At 60.1% G+C, this 16,945-nt stretch carries 14 protein-coding genes; 11 read left to right on the forward strand and 3 right to left on the reverse strand.

The genetic code is table 11. The annotated features are described in order from the left end of the window. Positions 1-112 precede the first annotated feature (112 nt). The 11 genes from nuoG to ACQ4OB_RS09965 all read left to right on the forward strand — a co-directional run bounded on the left by nuoG (position 113) and on the right by ACQ4OB_RS09965 (position 12,767). Complete coding sequence (gene nuoG / locus ACQ4OB_RS09915) at positions 113-2,827, forward strand: NADH-quinone oxidoreductase subunit NuoG (RefSeq protein ID WP_074878216.1); 2,715 nt, start codon at positions 113-115, stop codon at positions 2,825-2,827. Next, entirely contained in the window at positions 2,824-3,831 is a 1,008-nt protein-coding gene (nuoH, locus tag ACQ4OB_RS09920; RefSeq protein ID WP_074878218.1) for an NADH-quinone oxidoreductase subunit NuoH, read from the forward strand. Before nuoG ends, nuoH begins: the two co-directional genes overlap by 4 nt. 12 nt (positions 3,832-3,843) lie before the next feature. Beyond that, positions 3,844-4,389 (forward strand): NADH-quinone oxidoreductase subunit NuoI, encoded by a 546-nt coding sequence (nuoI, locus tag ACQ4OB_RS09925; RefSeq protein ID WP_200889382.1) that lies wholly within the window; start codon positions 3,844-3,846, stop codon positions 4,387-4,389. A gap of 9 nt (positions 4,390-4,398) precedes the next feature. Next, positions 4,399-4,902: an NADH-quinone oxidoreductase subunit J gene (gene nuoJ, locus ACQ4OB_RS09930; protein ID WP_007905076.1), complete on the forward strand. Its 504-nt coding sequence runs from the start codon at positions 4,399-4,401 to the stop codon at positions 4,900-4,902. Positions 4,903-4,904: 2 nt separating this feature from the next. Beyond that, complete coding sequence (gene nuoK, locus ACQ4OB_RS09935) at positions 4,905-5,213, forward strand: NADH-quinone oxidoreductase subunit NuoK (protein WP_007946416.1); 309 nt, start codon at positions 4,905-4,907, stop codon at positions 5,211-5,213. Further along, complete coding sequence (gene nuoL, locus ACQ4OB_RS09940) at positions 5,210-7,063, forward strand: NADH-quinone oxidoreductase subunit L (RefSeq protein WP_074878221.1); 1,854 nt, start codon at positions 5,210-5,212, stop codon at positions 7,061-7,063. The genes nuoK and nuoL overlap by 4 nt, the downstream gene beginning before the upstream one ends. A gap of 40 nt (positions 7,064-7,103) precedes the next feature. Then, entirely contained in the window at positions 7,104-8,636 is a 1,533-nt protein-coding gene (gene nuoM, locus ACQ4OB_RS09945) for an NADH-quinone oxidoreductase subunit M (protein ID WP_430955616.1), read from the forward strand. A gap of 7 nt (positions 8,637-8,643) precedes the next feature. Then, positions 8,644-10,107: an NADH-quinone oxidoreductase subunit NuoN gene (gene nuoN / locus ACQ4OB_RS09950; protein ID WP_033057078.1), complete on the forward strand. Its 1,464-nt coding sequence runs from the start codon at positions 8,644-8,646 to the stop codon at positions 10,105-10,107. 207 nt (positions 10,108-10,314) lie between these two features. Beyond that, on the forward strand, positions 10,315-10,749 hold the full coding sequence (locus ACQ4OB_RS09955; protein ID WP_235865023.1) for a type II toxin-antitoxin system Phd/YefM family antitoxin: 435 nt from the start codon (positions 10,315-10,317) through the stop codon (positions 10,747-10,749). Continuing rightward, on the forward strand, positions 10,746-11,123 hold the full coding sequence (locus ACQ4OB_RS09960; protein ID WP_074878228.1) for a type II toxin-antitoxin system VapC family toxin: 378 nt from the start codon (positions 10,746-10,748) through the stop codon (positions 11,121-11,123). The genes ACQ4OB_RS09955 and ACQ4OB_RS09960 overlap by 4 nt, the downstream gene beginning before the upstream one ends. Before the next feature lie 318 nt (positions 11,124-11,441). Continuing rightward, complete coding sequence (locus tag ACQ4OB_RS09965; RefSeq protein ID WP_430955617.1) at positions 11,442-12,767, forward strand: OprD family porin; 1,326 nt, start codon at positions 11,442-11,444, stop codon at positions 12,765-12,767. Positions 12,768-12,939: 172 nt separating this feature from the next. Here the strand turns inward: ACQ4OB_RS09965 and ACQ4OB_RS09970 are convergent, their stop codons facing one another. The 3 genes from ACQ4OB_RS09970 to ACQ4OB_RS09980 all read right to left on the reverse strand — a co-directional run bounded on the left by ACQ4OB_RS09970 (position 12,940) and on the right by ACQ4OB_RS09980 (position 16,906). Beyond that, complete coding sequence (locus ACQ4OB_RS09970) at positions 12,940-13,272, reverse strand: DUF2790 domain-containing protein (RefSeq protein WP_074878232.1); 333 nt, start codon at positions 13,270-13,272, stop codon at positions 12,940-12,942. Between the two features lie 79 nt (positions 13,273-13,351). Continuing rightward, positions 13,352-13,552, reverse strand: coding sequence for a co-regulatory protein PtrA N-terminal domain-containing protein (locus ACQ4OB_RS09975; RefSeq protein ID WP_430955618.1), 201 nt, complete (start codon positions 13,550-13,552; stop codon positions 13,352-13,354). Between the two features lie 201 nt (positions 13,553-13,753). Continuing rightward, a complete protein-coding gene (locus ACQ4OB_RS09980; RefSeq protein WP_430955619.1) occupies positions 13,754-16,906 on the reverse strand; it encodes a CusA/CzcA family heavy metal efflux RND transporter in 3,153 nt (1,050 codons plus the stop codon). Positions 16,907-16,945: the final 39 nt, after the last annotated feature.

Raw genomic sequence — 16,945 nt, forward strand, 5'->3', positions numbered from 1 at the left:
GCCCTTCGCTTTGTCGTGTGATGACGCCTTGAACGGCTGTGTTGATTCACGCGAACAACAAGATTCCATTAGCCACGCCCGCTGACACCGGGCCAACGAAGAACTTTGAACCATGGCCACTATCCACGTAGACGGCAAAGAGCTCGAAGTCGATGGGGCAGACAACCTGTTACAGGCATGTCTGTCGCTAGGCCTCGATATCCCTTATTTCTGCTGGCACCCAGCCCTTGGCAGCGTTGGCGCTTGCCGCCAGTGCGCGGTCAAGCAGTACACCGACGAAAACGACAAGCGTGGTCGGATCGTCATGTCGTGCATGACCCCCGCCACCGACGGCAGCTGGATCTCCATCGATGACGAAGAAGCGAAAGTGTTTCGCGCCAGCGTCGTTGAATGGCTGATGACCAACCACCCTCACGACTGCCCGGTCTGTGAGGAAGGCGGTCACTGCCATCTGCAAGACATGACAGTGATGACCGGCCACAACGAGCGCCGTTATCGCTTCACCAAGCGTACTCACCAGAACCAGCAACTGGGCCCGTTCATTTCCCACGAAATGAACCGCTGCATCGCTTGCTACCGCTGCGTGCGCTTCTATAAAGACTACGCTGGCGGCACCGACCTCGGCGTATTCGGCGCCCACGACAACGTGTACTTCGGTCGCGTTGAAGACGGCACCCTCGAAAGCGAGTTCTCCGGCAACCTCACCGAGGTCTGCCCGACCGGTGTGTTCACCGACAAGACTCACTCCGAACGCTACAACCGCAAGTGGGACATGCAGTTCTCGCCGAGCATCTGTCATGGCTGCTCCAGCGGTTGCAACATTTCCCCGGGCGAGCGCTACGGTGAACTGCGTCGTATCGAAAACCGTTTCAACGGTTCGGTAAACCAGTACTTCCTGTGCGACCGTGGCCGTTTCGGCTACGGCTACGTCAACCGCGAAGACCGCCCGCGTCAGCCAAAGCTGGCCAACGGCGCCAAACTGACCCTCGATGAAGCGCTGGATAAAGCCGCCGATCTGCTGCGCGGTCGCAACATCGTCGGTATCGGTTCGCCGCGTGCCAGCCTCGAAAGCAACTACGCGTTGCGCGAACTGGTCGGCGCCGAGCACTTCTACTCCGGTATCGAAGCCGGCGAGCTGGAACGCATTCGTCTGGTCATGCAGGTGCTCAAAGACAGCCCGCTGCCGATCCCGAACATGCGCGACATCGAAGACCACGACGCGATCTTCGTCCTCGGCGAAGACCTGACCCAGACCGCTGCGCGCATGGCCCTGTCCCTGCGTCAATCGGTCAAAGGCAAAGCCGAAGACATGGCCGACGCCATGCGCGTTCAGCCTTGGCTCGACGCTGCCGTGAAGAACATCGGTCAGAACGCGCTGAACCCGCTGTTCATCGCCAGCCTGGCTGAAACCAAGCTCGACGACATCGCTGAAGAATGCGTTCACGCTGCGCCAGACGACCTGGCCCGCATCGGTTTCGCCGTGGCTCACGCCCTCGATGCCAGCGCGCCTGCCGTAGAAGGCCTGGACGCTGAAGCTCTCGAGTTGGCCAAGCGCATTGCCGACGCCCTGCTCGCCGCCAAGCGTCCGCTGATCATTGCCGGCACCTCGTTGGGTTCCAAGGCGCTGATCGAAGCCGCGGCGAACATCGCCAAGGCCCTGAAGCTGCGCGAGAAGAACGGTTCCATCAGCCTGATCGTGCCGGAGGCCAACAGCCTCGGCCTGGCCATGCTCGGTGGCGACTCGGTCGATGCCGCGCTGCAAGCGGTGATCGACGGCAAGGCCGACGCCATCGTCGTGCTGGAAAACGATCTGTACACCCGTACCGACAAAGCCCGTGTCGATGCTGCCCTGAACGCCGCGAAAGTGGTAATCGTGGCGGACCATCAGAAGACCGCTACCAGCGATCGTGCGCACCTGGTTCTGCCAGCTGCCAGCTTCGCTGAAGGCGACGGTACGCTGGTCAGCCAGGAAGGCCGCGCCCAGCGCTTCTTCCAGGTCTTCGACCCGACTTACCTCGACGCAAGCATCATGGTTCACGAAGGCTGGCGCTGGCTGCATGCCCTGCGCGCTACCCTGTTGAGCCAGCCGATCGACTGGACCCAACTGGACCACGTCACCGCTGCCTGTGCCGCAAGCACTCCGCAACTGGCCGGCATCGTCAGCGCCGCACCGTCCGCCGCGTTCCGTATCAAAGGCCTGAAACTGGCTCGCGAACCGCTGCGTTACTCCGGTCGTACTGCCATGCGCGCCGACATCAGCGTGCACGAACCGCGCACTTCCCAAGATAACGACACCGCGTTCTCGTTCTCCATGGAAGGTTACTCGGGCTCGGCCGAACCGCGTCAGCAAGTGCCATTCGCCTGGTCTCCGGGCTGGAACTCGCCGCAAGCCTGGAACAAGTTCCAGGACGAAGTCGGTGGTCATATCCGCGCTGGCGACCCGGGCACCCGCCTGATCGAAAGCACCGGTGATTCGCTGAACTGGTTCGCCAGTGTTCCTCGCGCGTTCAACCCGGCGCCGGGCACCTGGCAGGTCGTGCCGTTCTTCCACCTGTTCGGCAGCGAAGAGAACTCTTCCAAAGCCGCGCCGGTTCAGGAACGCATCCCGGCCGCTTACGTGTCGCTGGCCAAATCCGAAGCCGACCGCCTGGGTGTCAATGACGGTGCCTTGCTGAGCTTGAGCGTTGCTGGCCAGACCCTGCGTCTGCCACTGCGCATCAACGAAGAGCTGGGTGCCGGCCTGGTCGCATTGCCGGCCGGTATCGCCGGCATTCCGCCAGCGATCTTTGGCAAATCCGTTGACGGTCTGCAGGAGGCAGCTCAATGACCTGGTTCACGCCTGAAGTGATTGACGTGATCATCGCGGTCCTCAAGGCCATCGTGATTCTGCTCGCCGTGGTGGTGTGCGGCGCGCTGCTGAGCTGGGTCGAGCGTCGTCTGCTCGCCCTCTGGCAGGACCGTTACGGTCCGAACCGCGTCGGCCCGTTCGGCGCGTTCCAGATTGCGGCCGACATGATCAAGATGTTCTTCAAGGAAGACTGGACCCCGCCGTTCGCCGACAAGGTGATCTTCACCTTGGCGCCGGTCGTGGCCATGAGCGCCTTGCTGATTGCCTTCGCGATCATCCCGATCACCCCGACCTGGGGTGTGGCGGACATCAACATCGGCATCCTGTTCTTCTTCGCCATGGCTGGTCTGTCGGTCTACGCGGTGCTGTTCGCCGGCTGGTCGAGCAACAACAAGTTCGCCCTGTTGGGCAGCTTGCGGGCCTCGGCACAAACCGTGTCGTACGAAGTGTTCATGGGCCTGTCGCTGATGGGCATCGTGATTCAGGTCGGCTCGTTCAACATGCGCGACATCGTTGAATACCAGGCGCAGAACATGTGGTTCATCATTCCGCAGATCTTCGGTTTCCTGACCTTCTTCATTGCCGGCGTCGCCGTGACTCACCGTCACCCGTTCGACCAGCCGGAAGCGGAGCAGGAACTGGCCGACGGTTACCACATTGAATACGCCGGCATGAAATGGGGCATGTTCTTCGTCGGTGAGTACATCGGCATCGTGTTGATTTCGGCGCTGCTGGTGACCCTGTTCTTCGGTGGCTGGCACGGTCCGTTCGGCATTCTGCCGCAGATCCCGTTCATCTGGTTCGCACTGAAAACCGCGTTCTTCATCATGTTCTTCATCCTGCTGCGCGCTTCGATTCCGCGCCCACGGTATGACCAAGTGATGGATTTCAGCTGGAAGTTCTGCCTGCCGCTGACCCTCGTCAACATGCTGGTGACCGCTGCGATCGTGTTGCTCAACACGCCCGCTGTCGCGGCTCAGTGAGGATAGAGAATCATGAAGTACATATTTGACATCGTGCATGGCTTCTTCACCCAGCTTCGCAGCCTGGTGATGATCTTCGGCCACGCCTTCCGCAAGCGCGACACGCTGCAATACCCGGAAGAGGCGGTTTACCTGCCGCCGCGCTTCCGTGGCCGCATCGTGCTGACCCGCGACCCCGACGGCGAAGAGCGCTGTGTAGCCTGCAACCTGTGCGCCGTGGCGTGCCCGGTCGGCTGCATCTCGCTGCAGAAAGCTGAAACCGATGACGGTCGCTGGTACCCGGAATTTTTCCGTATCAACTTCTCGCGCTGCATTTTCTGCGGCCTCTGCGAGGAAGCCTGCCCGACCACCGCGATCCAGCTGACACCGGATTTCGAGATGGCCGAGTTCAAACGTCAGGACCTGGTGTACGAGAAAGAAGATCTGCTGATCTCCGGCCCCGGCAAAAACCCTGATTACAACTTCTATCGTGTTGCAGGTATGGCGATTGCCGGTAAGCCAAAAGGCTCCGCGCAAAATGAAGCCGAACCGATCAACGTGAAGAGCTTGCTGCCTTAAGGAAGAAAGATGGAATTCGCTTTCTATTTCGCATCGGGTATCGCTGTTGTGTCCACGCTTCGCGTGATCACCAACACCAACCCCGTGCACGCCCTGCTCTACCTGATCATTTCGCTGATTGCCGTGGCGATGACGTTTTTCGCCCTCGGCGCACCGTTTGCCGGTGTGCTCGAAGTGATCGCCTACGCTGGCGCCATCATGGTGCTGTTCGTGTTCGTGGTGATGATGCTGAACCTGGGCCCGGCCTCGGTTCAGCAAGAGCGCGTCTGGCTCAAGCCCGGCATCTGGCTCGGCCCGGTCGCGCTCGGCACCCTGCTGCTGGTTGAACTGCTGTACGTGCTGTTCAGCGACGCCAGCGGCCAGGCCATCGGCCACACCACCGTAGACGCCAAGGCCGTGGGCATCAGCCTGTTCGGTCCTTATCTGCTGGTGGTCGAACTCGCCTCGATGCTGCTGCTCGCCGCAGCCGTCACGGCGTTCCACTTGGGCCGCAACGAAGCCAAGGAGCAATGACGATGCCTGCTATCCCTATGGAGCATGGTCTGGCGGTCGCCGGCATCCTGTTCTGCCTCGGTCTGGTCGGCCTGATGGTCCGGCGCAACATTCTTTTCGTGCTGATGAGCCTGGAGGTCATGATGAATGCCTCCGCACTGGCCTTCATCGTTGCCGGTAGCCGCTGGGCGCAGCCGGATGGACAGATCATGTTCATCCTGGTGATCAGCCTGGCAGCCGCCGAGGCCAGTATTGGCCTGGCGATTCTGTTGCAGCTGTATCGCCGCTTCCACACTCTCGATATCGACGCTGCCAGCGAGATGCGCGGATGAATCTTCTCTATCTGACTTTCGTATTCCCTCTCATAGGTTTCCTGCTGCTGGCGTTCTCACGCGGCCGTTTTTCGGAAAACCTGTCGGCGCTGATCGGCGTCGGTTCCATCGGCTTGTCGGCCATCGTCACGGCTTATGTGATCTGGCAATTCAACGTCGCGCCACCTGAAGGCGGTCACTACACCATGGTGTTGTGGCAGTGGATGGCGGTGGAAGGCTTTACGCCTAACTTCGCGCTGTACCTGGATGGTCTGTCCCTGACCATGCTGGGTGTGGTGGTCGGCGTCGGCTTCCTGATCCACCTGTTCGCGTCCTGGTACATGCGCGGTGAAGCCGGTTACTCGCGCTTCTTCGCCTACACCAACCTGTTTATCGCCAGCATGCTGTTCCTGGTCCTGGGCGATAACCTGTTGTTCCTGTACTTCGGCTGGGAAGGTGTGGGCCTGTGCTCGTACCTGTTGATCGGTTTCTACTACAGCAACCGCAACAACGGTAACGCGGCGCTCAAAGCCTTCATCGTGACCCGGATCGGCGACGTGTTCATGGCCATCGGCCTGTTCATCCTGTTCGCGCAACTGGGCACACTGAACATCCAGGAACTGCTGGTGCTGGCACCGCAGAAATTCCAGGCCGGCGACTTCTGGATGGTCATGGCGACCCTGATGCTGCTGGGCGGCGCTGTCGGTAAATCGGCGCAACTGCCGCTGCAAACCTGGCTGGCGGATGCGATGGCCGGTCCTACTCCGGTTTCGGCACTGATCCACGCCGCGACCATGGTAACTGCCGGTGTCTACCTGATCGCTCGTACTCACGGCCTGTTCACCCTAGCGCCGGAGATCCTGCACCTGGTCGGCGTTGTCGGCGGTGTGACCCTGGTACTCGCCGGTTTTGCCGCACTGGTCCAGACCGACATCAAACGTATCCTCGCCTACTCGACCATGAGCCAGATCGGCTACATGTTCCTGGCATTGGGCGTTGGTGCCTGGGATGGCGCGATCTTCCACCTGATGACCCACGCCTTCTTCAAGGCGCTGCTGTTCCTTGCGTCCGGTGCGGTGATCGTTGCCTGCCACCACGAGCAGAACATCTTCAAGATGGGCGGCCTGTGGAAGAAACTGCCACTGGCCTACGCCAGCTTCATCGTCGGCGGCGCGGCTCTGGCGGCGTTGCCACTGGTGACCGCGGGCTTCTACTCCAAGGACGAAATCCTCTGGGAAGCGTTTGCCAGCGGCAACAACGGTCTGCTCTACGCAGGTCTGGTCGGCGCGTTCATGACCTCGCTGTACACCTTCCGCCTGATCTTCATCGCGTTCCACGGTGAATTGAAGACCGAAGCGCACGCCGGTCACGGCATCGCTCACTGGCTGCCGCTGTCGGTGCTGATCGTATTGTCGACCGCCATTGGCGCGATGATCGTTCCGCCGCTGCACGGTGTGCTGCCAGAAAGCGTCGGCCATGCCGGCGGCGACGCCAAGCACAGCCTGGAAATCGCCTCGGGCGCTATCGCCCTGGCCGGGATCCTGCTGGCCGCCTTGCTGTTCCTCGGCAAGCGTCGTTTCGTCACTGCAATCGCCAACAGCGGCATCGGCCGCTTCCTTTCGGCCTGGTGGTTCGCTGCCTGGGGCTTCGACTGGATCTACGACAAACTGTTCGTCAAGCCATACCTTGCGCTCAGCCACGCACTGCGCAGAGACCCGCTCGACCAGACCATCGGTCTGATCCCGCGTATGGCCAAAGGCGGTCACACCGCCCTGAGTCGTACCGAAACCGGTCAACTGCGTTGGTACGCGGCATCGATGGCAGCCGGCTCCGTGCTGGTCATCGGCGCCATCGTGCTGGTAGCGGTCTGAATATGAACCTTGCGAACTTGCGAAAGGAATTGAGCCCGTCATGATTCTGCCTTGGCTAATCCTGATCCCCTTCATCGGCGGCCTGCTGTGCTGGATGGGTGAGCGCTTCGGCGCTACCCTCCCCCGCTGGATTGCGCTGTTGACCATGACCCTGGAACTCGCACTCGGCCTCTGGCTGTGGGCCCACGGTGATTATTCATTTGCTCCGGCGCCTGGCGCCGATCCGACCTGGGTGCTCGAGTTCAAGCACATCTGGATCGAGCGCTTCGGCATCAGCGTGCACCTGGCCCTCGACGGCCTGTCGCTGTTGATGATCCTGCTGACCGGCCTGCTGGGTATCCTCTCGGTACTTTGCTCGTGGAAAGAGATCCAGCGTCACGTTGGTTTCTTCCACTTGAACCTGATGTGGATCCTGGGCGGTGTCGTCGGCGTGTTCCTCGCCCTCGACCTGTTCATGTTCTTCTTCTTCTGGGAAATGATGCTGGTGCCGATGTACTTCCTCATCGCGCTCTGGGGTCACAGTTCTTCGGACGGCAAGAAAACCCGGATCTACGCGGCGACCAAGTTCTTCATCTTCACCCAGGCTTCCGGCCTGATCATGTTGGTGGCGATCCTGGGCCTGGTCCTGGTCAACTTCGACGAAACCGGCGTGATTACCTTCAACTACGCCGACCTGTTGAAAACCAAGATGTCGTTGACCACCGAGTACATCCTGATGCTCGGCTTCTTCATCGCCTTCGCGGTGAAGCTGCCAGTGGTGCCGCTCCACTCCTGGTTGCCTGACGCTCACGCCCAGGCGCCAACAGCGGGTTCGGTCGACCTGGCCGGTATCTTGCTGAAAACCGCTGCTTACGGTCTGCTGCGTTTCGCCCTGCCGCTGTTCCCGAATGCCTCGGCCGAGTTTGCGCCGATCGCCATGACCCTGGGTCTGATCGGGATCTTCTACGGTGCGTTCCTGGCCTTCGCCCAAACCGACATCAAGCGCCTGATCGCCTACTCCTCCGTTTCCCACATGGGTTTCGTGTTGATCGGCATCTACTCCGGCAGCCAACTGGCCCTGCAGGGCGCGGTGATGCAGATGCTGGCGCACGGTCTGTCGGCGGCGGCACTCTTTATCCTCAGTGGTCAACTGTACGAGCGCACTCATACCCGCGACATGCGTGAGATGGGCGGCCTGTGGTCGAAGATCGCTTACCTGCCAGCCATCAGCCTGTTCTTCGCAGCCGCGTCGCTGGGCTTGCCGGGTACCGGTAACTTTGTGGGTGAGTTCCTGATCCTGATCGGCACGTTCCCGGCCGCCCCATGGATCACGATCATCGCGACGTCCGGCCTGGTGTTCGGTTCGGTCTACTCGCTGATCATGATCCACCGTGCCTACTTCGGCCCGTCCAAGTCGGATGCGGTGCTGCATGGCATGGATGCTCGCGAACTGATCATGGTGGTTGGGCTTGCGGCGCTGCTGATTTACATCGGCGTGTACCCGCAACCGTTCCTCGATACCTCTGCTGCGACGATGCATGGCGTGCAGCAATGGCTCGGTACCGCCTTCACTCAACTCGCTTCGGCCCGGTAAGAGCGCTATGGAATTCACGACTCAACACTTTATCGCGCTTGCGCCGTTGTTGATCACCAGCGCCACGATCATCGTGGTGATGCTGGCGATCGCCTGGCGCCGCAACCACTCGCAGACCTTCCTGATTTCCGTGGCGGGCCTGAACCTGGCATTGCTGTCGATCCTGCCAGCCCTGAAAGTCGCGCCCCTGGCCGTGACGCCATTGCTGCAGATCGACACCTTCGCTTGTCTGTACATGGCGCTGATCCTGGTCGCCACCCTCGCTTGTGTGACCCTCGCCCACGCCTACCTCGGCGATGGCGGTTCGGGTTACCCGGGCAACCGTGAAGAACTTTACCTGCTGATCCTGATGGCCGCCGCCGGTGGCCTGGTGCTGGTCAGCGCGCAGCACCTGGCCGGGTTGTTCATCGGTCTGGAACTGCTCTCGGTACCGGTCTACGGTCTGGTGGCGTATGCCTTCTTCAACAAGCGTTCGCTGGAAGCCGGTATCAAGTACATGGTGCTGTCGGCCGCCGGTTCCGCGTTCCTGTTGTTCGGCATGGCCCTGCTGTATGCCGACTCCGGCAGCCTGAGCTTCGTCGGCATCGGCCAGGCCCTCGCAGCCACCGGCCTGCCAAGCTCGCTGGCGCAACTGGGCCTGGGCATGATGCTGATCGGTCTGGCGTTCAAGCTGTCGCTGGTACCGTTCCACCTCTGGACCCCGGACGTTTACGAAGGTGCTCCGGCACCGGTGGCCGCGTTCCTGGCCACCGCGTCCAAAGTCGCTGTGTTCGCAGTGATGGTGCGTCTGTTCCAGATCTCGCCGGCTGCAAGCAGCGGTGTCCTGAGCGACGTGCTGACCATCATCGCCATCGCGTCGATCCTGTTCGGTAACCTGCTGGCACTGACCCAGAGCAACCTCAAGCGTCTTCTGGGTTACTCGTCCATCGCTCACTTCGGTTACCTGCTGATCGCCCTGGTGGCGAGCAAAGGCCTGGCCGTGGAAGCCATCGGCGTGTACCTGGTCACCTACGTGATCACCAGCCTCGGCGCGTTCGGCGTGATCACCCTGATGTCCTCGCCGTACAACGGCCGTGACGCGGATGCGCTGTACGAATACCGCGGCCTGTTCTGGCGCCGTCCGTACCTGACCGCCGTACTGACCGTGATGATGCTGTCCCTGGCCGGTATCCCGCTGACCGCGGGCTTCATCGGCAAGTTCTACATCATCGCTACCGGTGTCGAGTCGCACCAATGGTGGCTGGTCGGTTCCCTGGTTCTGGGCAGCGCCATCGGCGTCTTCTACTACCTGCGCGTGATGGTCACCCTGTACCTGATCGAACCGAACCTGCGTCGCCACGATGCACAACTGCACTGGGAACAACGTGCAGGCGGCGTGATGCTGCTGGCGATCGCCGCACTGGCGTTCTTCCTCGGTCTGTATCCGCAACCGTTGCTGGTGCTGGTTCAGCAGGCGGGGCTGGCGGGTTGATCGCTTAAGCGACACTTGGTAGAAAACAGAAACGGCACCTTCGGGTGCCGTTTTTGCGTTTGTGGGATTTGTTACTGCTGCCCTGCCCTCCTTCTCTAATCCCAGAAAGCTCTCGCGGAATCGTCAGGTTCGTCCTACAGCCAGAATTGGGGTAGTGCCTCTATCTTGAGTGCCTGCCGGACAGACAAACCGAAGCGAGGACGAGCAATGAAACGCGACATCTTTTATGAACTGGTAGACGGATCTGACGCTTTGGCCACTGGACGTCGGAACGAAGCTTCACCTGAGCGCTACGACATCAAACCGACCCTTTTGCCATTCGTCTGTGCTGAGGTCTTGCGCAATTTTGCAGCTCCACAAAATTCTGGCTATATTTGTCCAGAATATAGGGAGGGGCGAATCATGATCATTGTTCCGTTAGCAGAAGCAAAAAACAATTTATCCAAACTCGTCGATGACGCAGCCGCCGGACAAGTCATCACGATCGCCAAACACGGCCGTCCCCTTGCCCGCCTGGTTCCAGTGGAAAGACCGCGCGGACAGCGAATTGGAGCGATGAAAGGCAAACTCATCCTTACCGACGGCTTCGACGCCGCTTTGCCAGACGACCTGCTGGATGCATTTGAAGGGCAGCAACCATGAGGGTGTTGCTCGATACCCATGTACTGCTCTGGACACTCGCCGACGATCAGAAATTATCTGGCAAAGCCCGACAACTCATTAATAACGCCACTGAAGTTTATGTCAGCGCCGCGACCTTCTGGGAAATGGCTATCAAGGTCGGTCTAGGAAAGCTAAGCGTTGATCTGGAGGAAATCCGCCAATACTGCATCCAAAGCGGATTTATTGAACTACCTGTTTCATCCGAACACGCCATTGCGGTGAAAGATCTGGAACCTCACCATCGTGATCCGTTCGACCGCCTCATCGTGGCCACTGCAATGACAGAACCGATGAAACTTCTTACTGCGGATCCAATGGTAGCCAAGTACACATCGTTGGCCATTTTGATTTGAGGCTGCTGGTCCCTAGGCAACGCAATAAAAAACGGGGCCTTCGGATTGTGTTGTTCCTTAACTGATTGCAAGGTTCAACTACCAAAAGCTGATGCTGATCACTGCTTCCGCAGAGATCGATCAGCTCGCAACCCTGACCTGAATGCTTAGGGCTTTTACTCCACCCACATAACGAAATTGTAATTCCCGCATCACCTTGGCGTTATCCGCAGCTTGCAACGATGTCACCCGGCGACCATGCCGGCGGGCCTTCTCCGCCGAACAATAAAAACCCACGCCGAAGCACGTTCCCGTTCTGCCGAACCCAAGGAGTGATTGATGGTTAACAATACAAAAATGTCGATGGCCGCTTTAGCGGTGGTGGTCGGCTCCGGACCGTCCATGGTGATGGCGGATGATAAAGCCGAAGGGTTTATCGAGGGCAGCAGCCTGACGGTGCTCAACCGTAACTTCTACTTCAACCGTGATCACCGCAACGGCCAGTCCAGCCCCACCGGCAATGGTTATTCCGAAGCCTGGGCCCAAGCGGTGATCAGCAAGTTCGAATCCGGGTTTACCCAAGGCACCGTCGGCGTCGGTGTCGATGCGTTTGCAATGATCGGTTTGAGGCTCGACACCGGTGACGGGCGCAACGGTGGCCGTAGTTCGTTTGATGTGCTGCCAGTCAACAATGATGGCGAGGCGCGCAATGAGTACACGAAGATGGGTGGCGCCGCCAAAGTGCGAGCCTTCGATACGGTGGTCAAGGTCGGTGACGTGTTCCCGGGCAACCCGGTGGTGGCGGCCGGTGACTCGCGCTTGCTGCCGGAAAGCTTTCGCGGCGTGACGGCGACCAACACCAGCATCGAAGGCCTGTCGATTCAGGGCGGTCGGTTGCATGCGATGAGCCAACCCGTGTCCAGCGACATGCGCGAGAACTTCGCCACGTTTTATGCCGGCCCGGTCAATTCGCCGTGGATCGCTTACGGCGGCGGCGACTATGTACTGAACAAGAACCTCAGTTTCAGCCTGTACTCCAGCCGCCTCAAGGATGCCTGGAATCAGTACTACGCCGGCACTGCCTGGACCTATCCGCTATCGGATGACCTGTCGCTGTTTGGCGGCCTGAACTATTACAAGGCTGTCGACGAAGGCAAACAATTGCTCGGCAAGTTCGATAACAACATCTGGAGCGGCCGGGTCGGCGTGAAACTCGGCGCGCACTCCGTTGCGCTTTCGCACCAGCGCAACAACGGCAATGACGACTTCGATTACCTGCGTCAATCCGACTCGATCTTCCTCGACAACTCCATCCAGTACAGCGACTTCAACTCGCCCAAGGAACGTTCGTGGATGGTGCGCTACGACCTCGACATGACCACTTACGGTGTGCCGGGGCTATCGTTCATGACTCGTTACGCCCGAGGCACCGACGCCGATTACTCCAACGCCAACGCCGTGTACATGCGCCGCGATGCTGACGGCAATCCACTGACCGACCAGAAGCGCTGGGAGCGCGATGTCGAAGTCAAATACGTGGTGCAGAGCGGTTCGATGAAAGACCTGTCGCTGCGTTTGCGCCAGGCCACGACTCGCGCCACGGCGTTTGAATCGGATCTGGATGAAGTGCGGGTGATTGTCGAGTACCCGTTGGCGATTCTCTGATTGAGCGGTTGATACACATTCACCTTTAGAAGCTCCTTGCTCCTTTGGTAAGAGGTGAATCTTTGGCGTCCTTCGGGGCGCCTTTTTTATGTGCGCCTGAATAAAACCCGAAGGAGCTGCCGAAGATTCGGCAGCGCCTTCGGAGAATCCGGTCCTGGCCATCAAGGCGGTGTCAGCCGCCGCGATTGCGGCAATCCCCCGCCACGGTGTATTTGATGGTGTTGAGTTGGCCCTTGGAGTCTTCGTAGGTCATGGCGGTGGGGACTACGGCGCAGGCAGCTGGCGGGCGCACAACGCTCACCACTTTCACCACGTCCAGCTTCATTCCGTATTCGTAGTCCTTGACCACCGGCGCCGGTTTGCCCTGGTTGGCCGCGTACTGCTGCATGGCTTTGGTATTGGCACTCAGCGCCCGCTCGAACGTCCGGTCACCACCACCCTCGGCGAACACATTCAGGGACATCGTCAGCACGCTGGCGAACGTCATTGACTTAAGCACTTTCATATCCATTTCCTTCCAATCCTGGCTCATAAAAAAACCCGGCATCGAGACTCGATGACGGGCTTGTTCAAGTGCGATGCGCTTACAAGTCTTTGGTGTTGCCGTCTTTCTTTTCATTGACGACGACGGGGTCGCGAGCTTGTTCCTTGGCGACGAACAGCTCTACAGAGCGGTCATTGGCGGTCATCATTTTTGCGAAGGTCCGATCACCGCCGCCTTCGGCCAAGACCAGAGAAGACATCGCCAACGCTGCTGTAAAGGCACTGATTTGTGCGAATTTCATGTTTGATTCCTCGTTTAGTAGCTGACGGGATCAAGGTAACAATCCGAACCTTTCATAACGGTGGCGCACAAATTACATATCCGTCATGTGCCAAAAAAACTGTGGGAGCGAGCCTGCTCGCGAAAGCGATGGATCAATCAACATCAGTGTCGACTGACAGATTTGCTATCGCTAGCAGGCTAGCTCCCACAGGTAGATCACCTACTCTGTTGGAGCTGTGTCTTCTTCTCGGCGATGGGCGAGCTGATACAGCGCCGGCAAGATCAGCAGCGTCAGGAGGGTCGAGGACAGGATCCCGCCAATCACCACCGTCGCCAATGGTCGCTGCACTTCCGCGCCAGTACCGGTCGCCAGCGCCATCGGAATAAAGCCCAGTGACGCCACCAGCGCCGTCATCAACACCGGGCGCAGACGTGTCAGCGCGCCTACGTTGATCGCATCAGACAGCGAACGCCCCTCCTCCCGCAGGTTGCGGATGAACGCAATCATCACCAGCCCGTTGAGCACCGCTACCCCCGACAGCGCGATGAAGCCCACGCCTGCCGAGATTGACAGCGGAATGTCCCGCAACCACAGCGCCATGACCCCGCCGGTCAACGCAAACGGAATCCCGGTGAACACCAGCAAGCCATCCTTGAGGTTGTTGAACATCATGAACAACAACCCGAACACCAGCAGCAACGCCACCGGCACCACGATCTGCAGGCGCTTGGCCGCCGATTGCAGTTGCTCGAACTGCCCGCCCCAATGGGTCCAGTAACCCGCAGGCACCTGCACATCTCGCTCGATCACCTCGCCCGCCTCTTCGACGAACGAACCGATATCGCGCCCGCGCACGTTGGCGCTGACGATCACCAGGCGCTTGCCATTTTCGCGGCTGACCTGATTCGGCCCCAGCACCACATCAAGGCTGGCGACTTCTTTCAAGGCAATAAAACCAATCTGATCAGCCGCGCCATTGAGCGGTGCCGGCACCGGAATCAACAGCGCCGACAGACCTTCGATGTCCTTGCGCATGGCATCGGACAACCGCACCACCATGTCGAAACGTCGGTCGCCTTCATACAACGTGCCGGCCTGACGCCCACCCACCGCGACGGCAATGGTGTCCTGCACATCGCCGACGTTGAGCCCGTAACGCGCCGCCTTGTCGCGGTCGATGTTGATGGTCAGCACCGGAAGGCCGGTGGTTTGTTCGACTTTGACTTCAGAGGCGCCATTGACCTTCTGCATGGCGGCGGCAATCTTCGCCGCGGTGGCGTTGAGCACGTCCATGTCATCGCCGAACACCTTGACCGCGACGTCGCTGCGCACGCCGGAGATCAGTTCGTTGAAGCGCAACTGAATCGGCTGCGACAGTTCGTAGTTACTGCCCGGCAACGTCGCGGCGGCCTGTTGCAGTTCCGCCATCAGGGTTTCGCGAGACTTGTCCGGGTCCGGCCATTGCTCTTTTGGCTTGAGCATCACGTAGCTGTCGGAGATGTTCGGCGGCATCGGGTCGGAGGCGATTTCCGCAGTGCCTGTGCGGGCGAACACGCGCTCGACTTCCGGTACTTTGCCCAGGATCAGGGTTTCCAGACGCTGCTGCATGTCCACCGATTGCGTGAGGCTGGTGCCCGGCACGCGCAAGGCTTGCAGGGCAAAATCGCCCTCGCTGAGGCTCGGCACGAACTCGCTGCCCATGCGGCTGGTCAGCACGCCGCTGAGCACAATCACGCCCAACGCCGCGCCCACCGCCACGGCGCGATGGTTCATCACCCACGCCAGCGCCGGCGCATACACCCGGCGCGCACCGCGCATCACCATGCCCTCTTCTTCCTTGACCTTGCCGGTGACGAACAGCGCAATCGCGGCCGGCACAAAGGTCACCGACAGCAGCATGGCGCCGAGCAAGGCGATGACCACGGTGAACGCCATCGGGTGGAACATTTTCCCTTCGACGCCGCTCAGGGCAAAGATCGGCAGGTACACGACCATGATGATCAACTGGCCGAAAATCAGCGGTCGCCGAGCCTCTTTGGCCGCCGCAAACACTTCACGCAAACGCTCGGAGCGGCTCAGCAAACGCCCGTGATGCTGCTGTGCATGGGCCAGCCGTCGCAGGGTGTTTTCGACGATCACCACCGCGCCGTCGACGATGATGCCGAAGTCGAGGGCGCCCAGGCTCATCAGGTTGGCGCTGACCCTGTTGCTGTACATGCCGGTGAAGGTGAACAGCATCGACAGCGGAATCACCATCGCGGTAATCAGTGCCGCGCGGATGTTGCCGAGGAACAGGAACAGAATCGCGATCACCAGAATCGCGCCTTCGATCAGGTTCTTTTTCACCGTGGCAATGGCCTTGTCCACCAGGTGCGTGCGGTCGTACACCGGCACCGCGATCACGCCTTTGGGCAGCGAACGGTTGATCTGCTCCAGCTTGCTGGCGACGGCCTGGGACACGGTTCGGCTGTTTTCGCCGATCAGCATGAACACGGTGCCGAGCACCACTTCACGGCCGTTTTCCGTGGCCGCACCGCTGCGCAGTTCGCGGCCGATGTCCACGGTGGCGACGTTCTTCACCCGGATCGGCGTGCCATCGACGTTGGCCATGACGATATTGGCGATGTCCTCGATGCTCGCCACTTGTCCCGGCGCCCGAATCAGCAACTGCTCGCCACTGCGCTCGATGTACCCGGCGCCGACGTTGGCGTTGTTGCGCTCAAGCGCCGTGATCAGGTCGGTGAGGGTCAACTTGTAGGCTGCCAGCCGTTTCGGATCGGGGGCGATCTGGTATTCCTTGGCAAAGCCACCGATGGTGTTGATCTCGGCCACACCAGGGACGTTGCGCAGTTGCGGCTTGATGATCCAGTCCTGAATCACCCGCAAATCCGTCGGCGTGTAGGCACTTGCATCGTCCTTGAGCGCACCTTCCCTGGCTTCCACGGTCCACAGGAATATCTCGCCGAGGCCAGTGGAAATCGGCCCCATCACCGCGTTGGTGCCCTCGGGCAATTGCTCCTTGGCGATCTGTAACCGCTCGTTGACCAATTGCCGGGCGAAGAACAGGTCGGTGCCGTCCTTGAAAATCACCGTGACCTGCGACAGCCCCGAACGCGACAGCGAACGGGTCTGCTCCAGCGCCGGCAGACCGGCCATGGCGGTTTCAATCGGGAAGGTGATGCGCTGCTCGGTTTCCAGCGGCGAGAACCCGGCGGCGCCGGTGTTGATTTGCACCTGGACGTTGGTGATGTCGGGCACGGCGTCGATCGGCAGTTTTTGATAACTGGCGATCCCGAGGCCGGCCATGAGCAGAACGGCAAGCAGCACGATGATGCGCTGCTCGATGGCAAACTGGATCAGGCGTTCGAACATGAGAACCTTCTCGTCGAGGGGGCGAATCGATGGGCGTCT

It is taken from the genome of Pseudomonas sp. ES4 (genome assembly GCF_050586665.1).
In the GTDB taxonomy this organism is placed as follows: Bacteria; Pseudomonadota; Gammaproteobacteria; order Pseudomonadales; family Pseudomonadaceae; genus Aquipseudomonas; species Aquipseudomonas frederiksbergensis.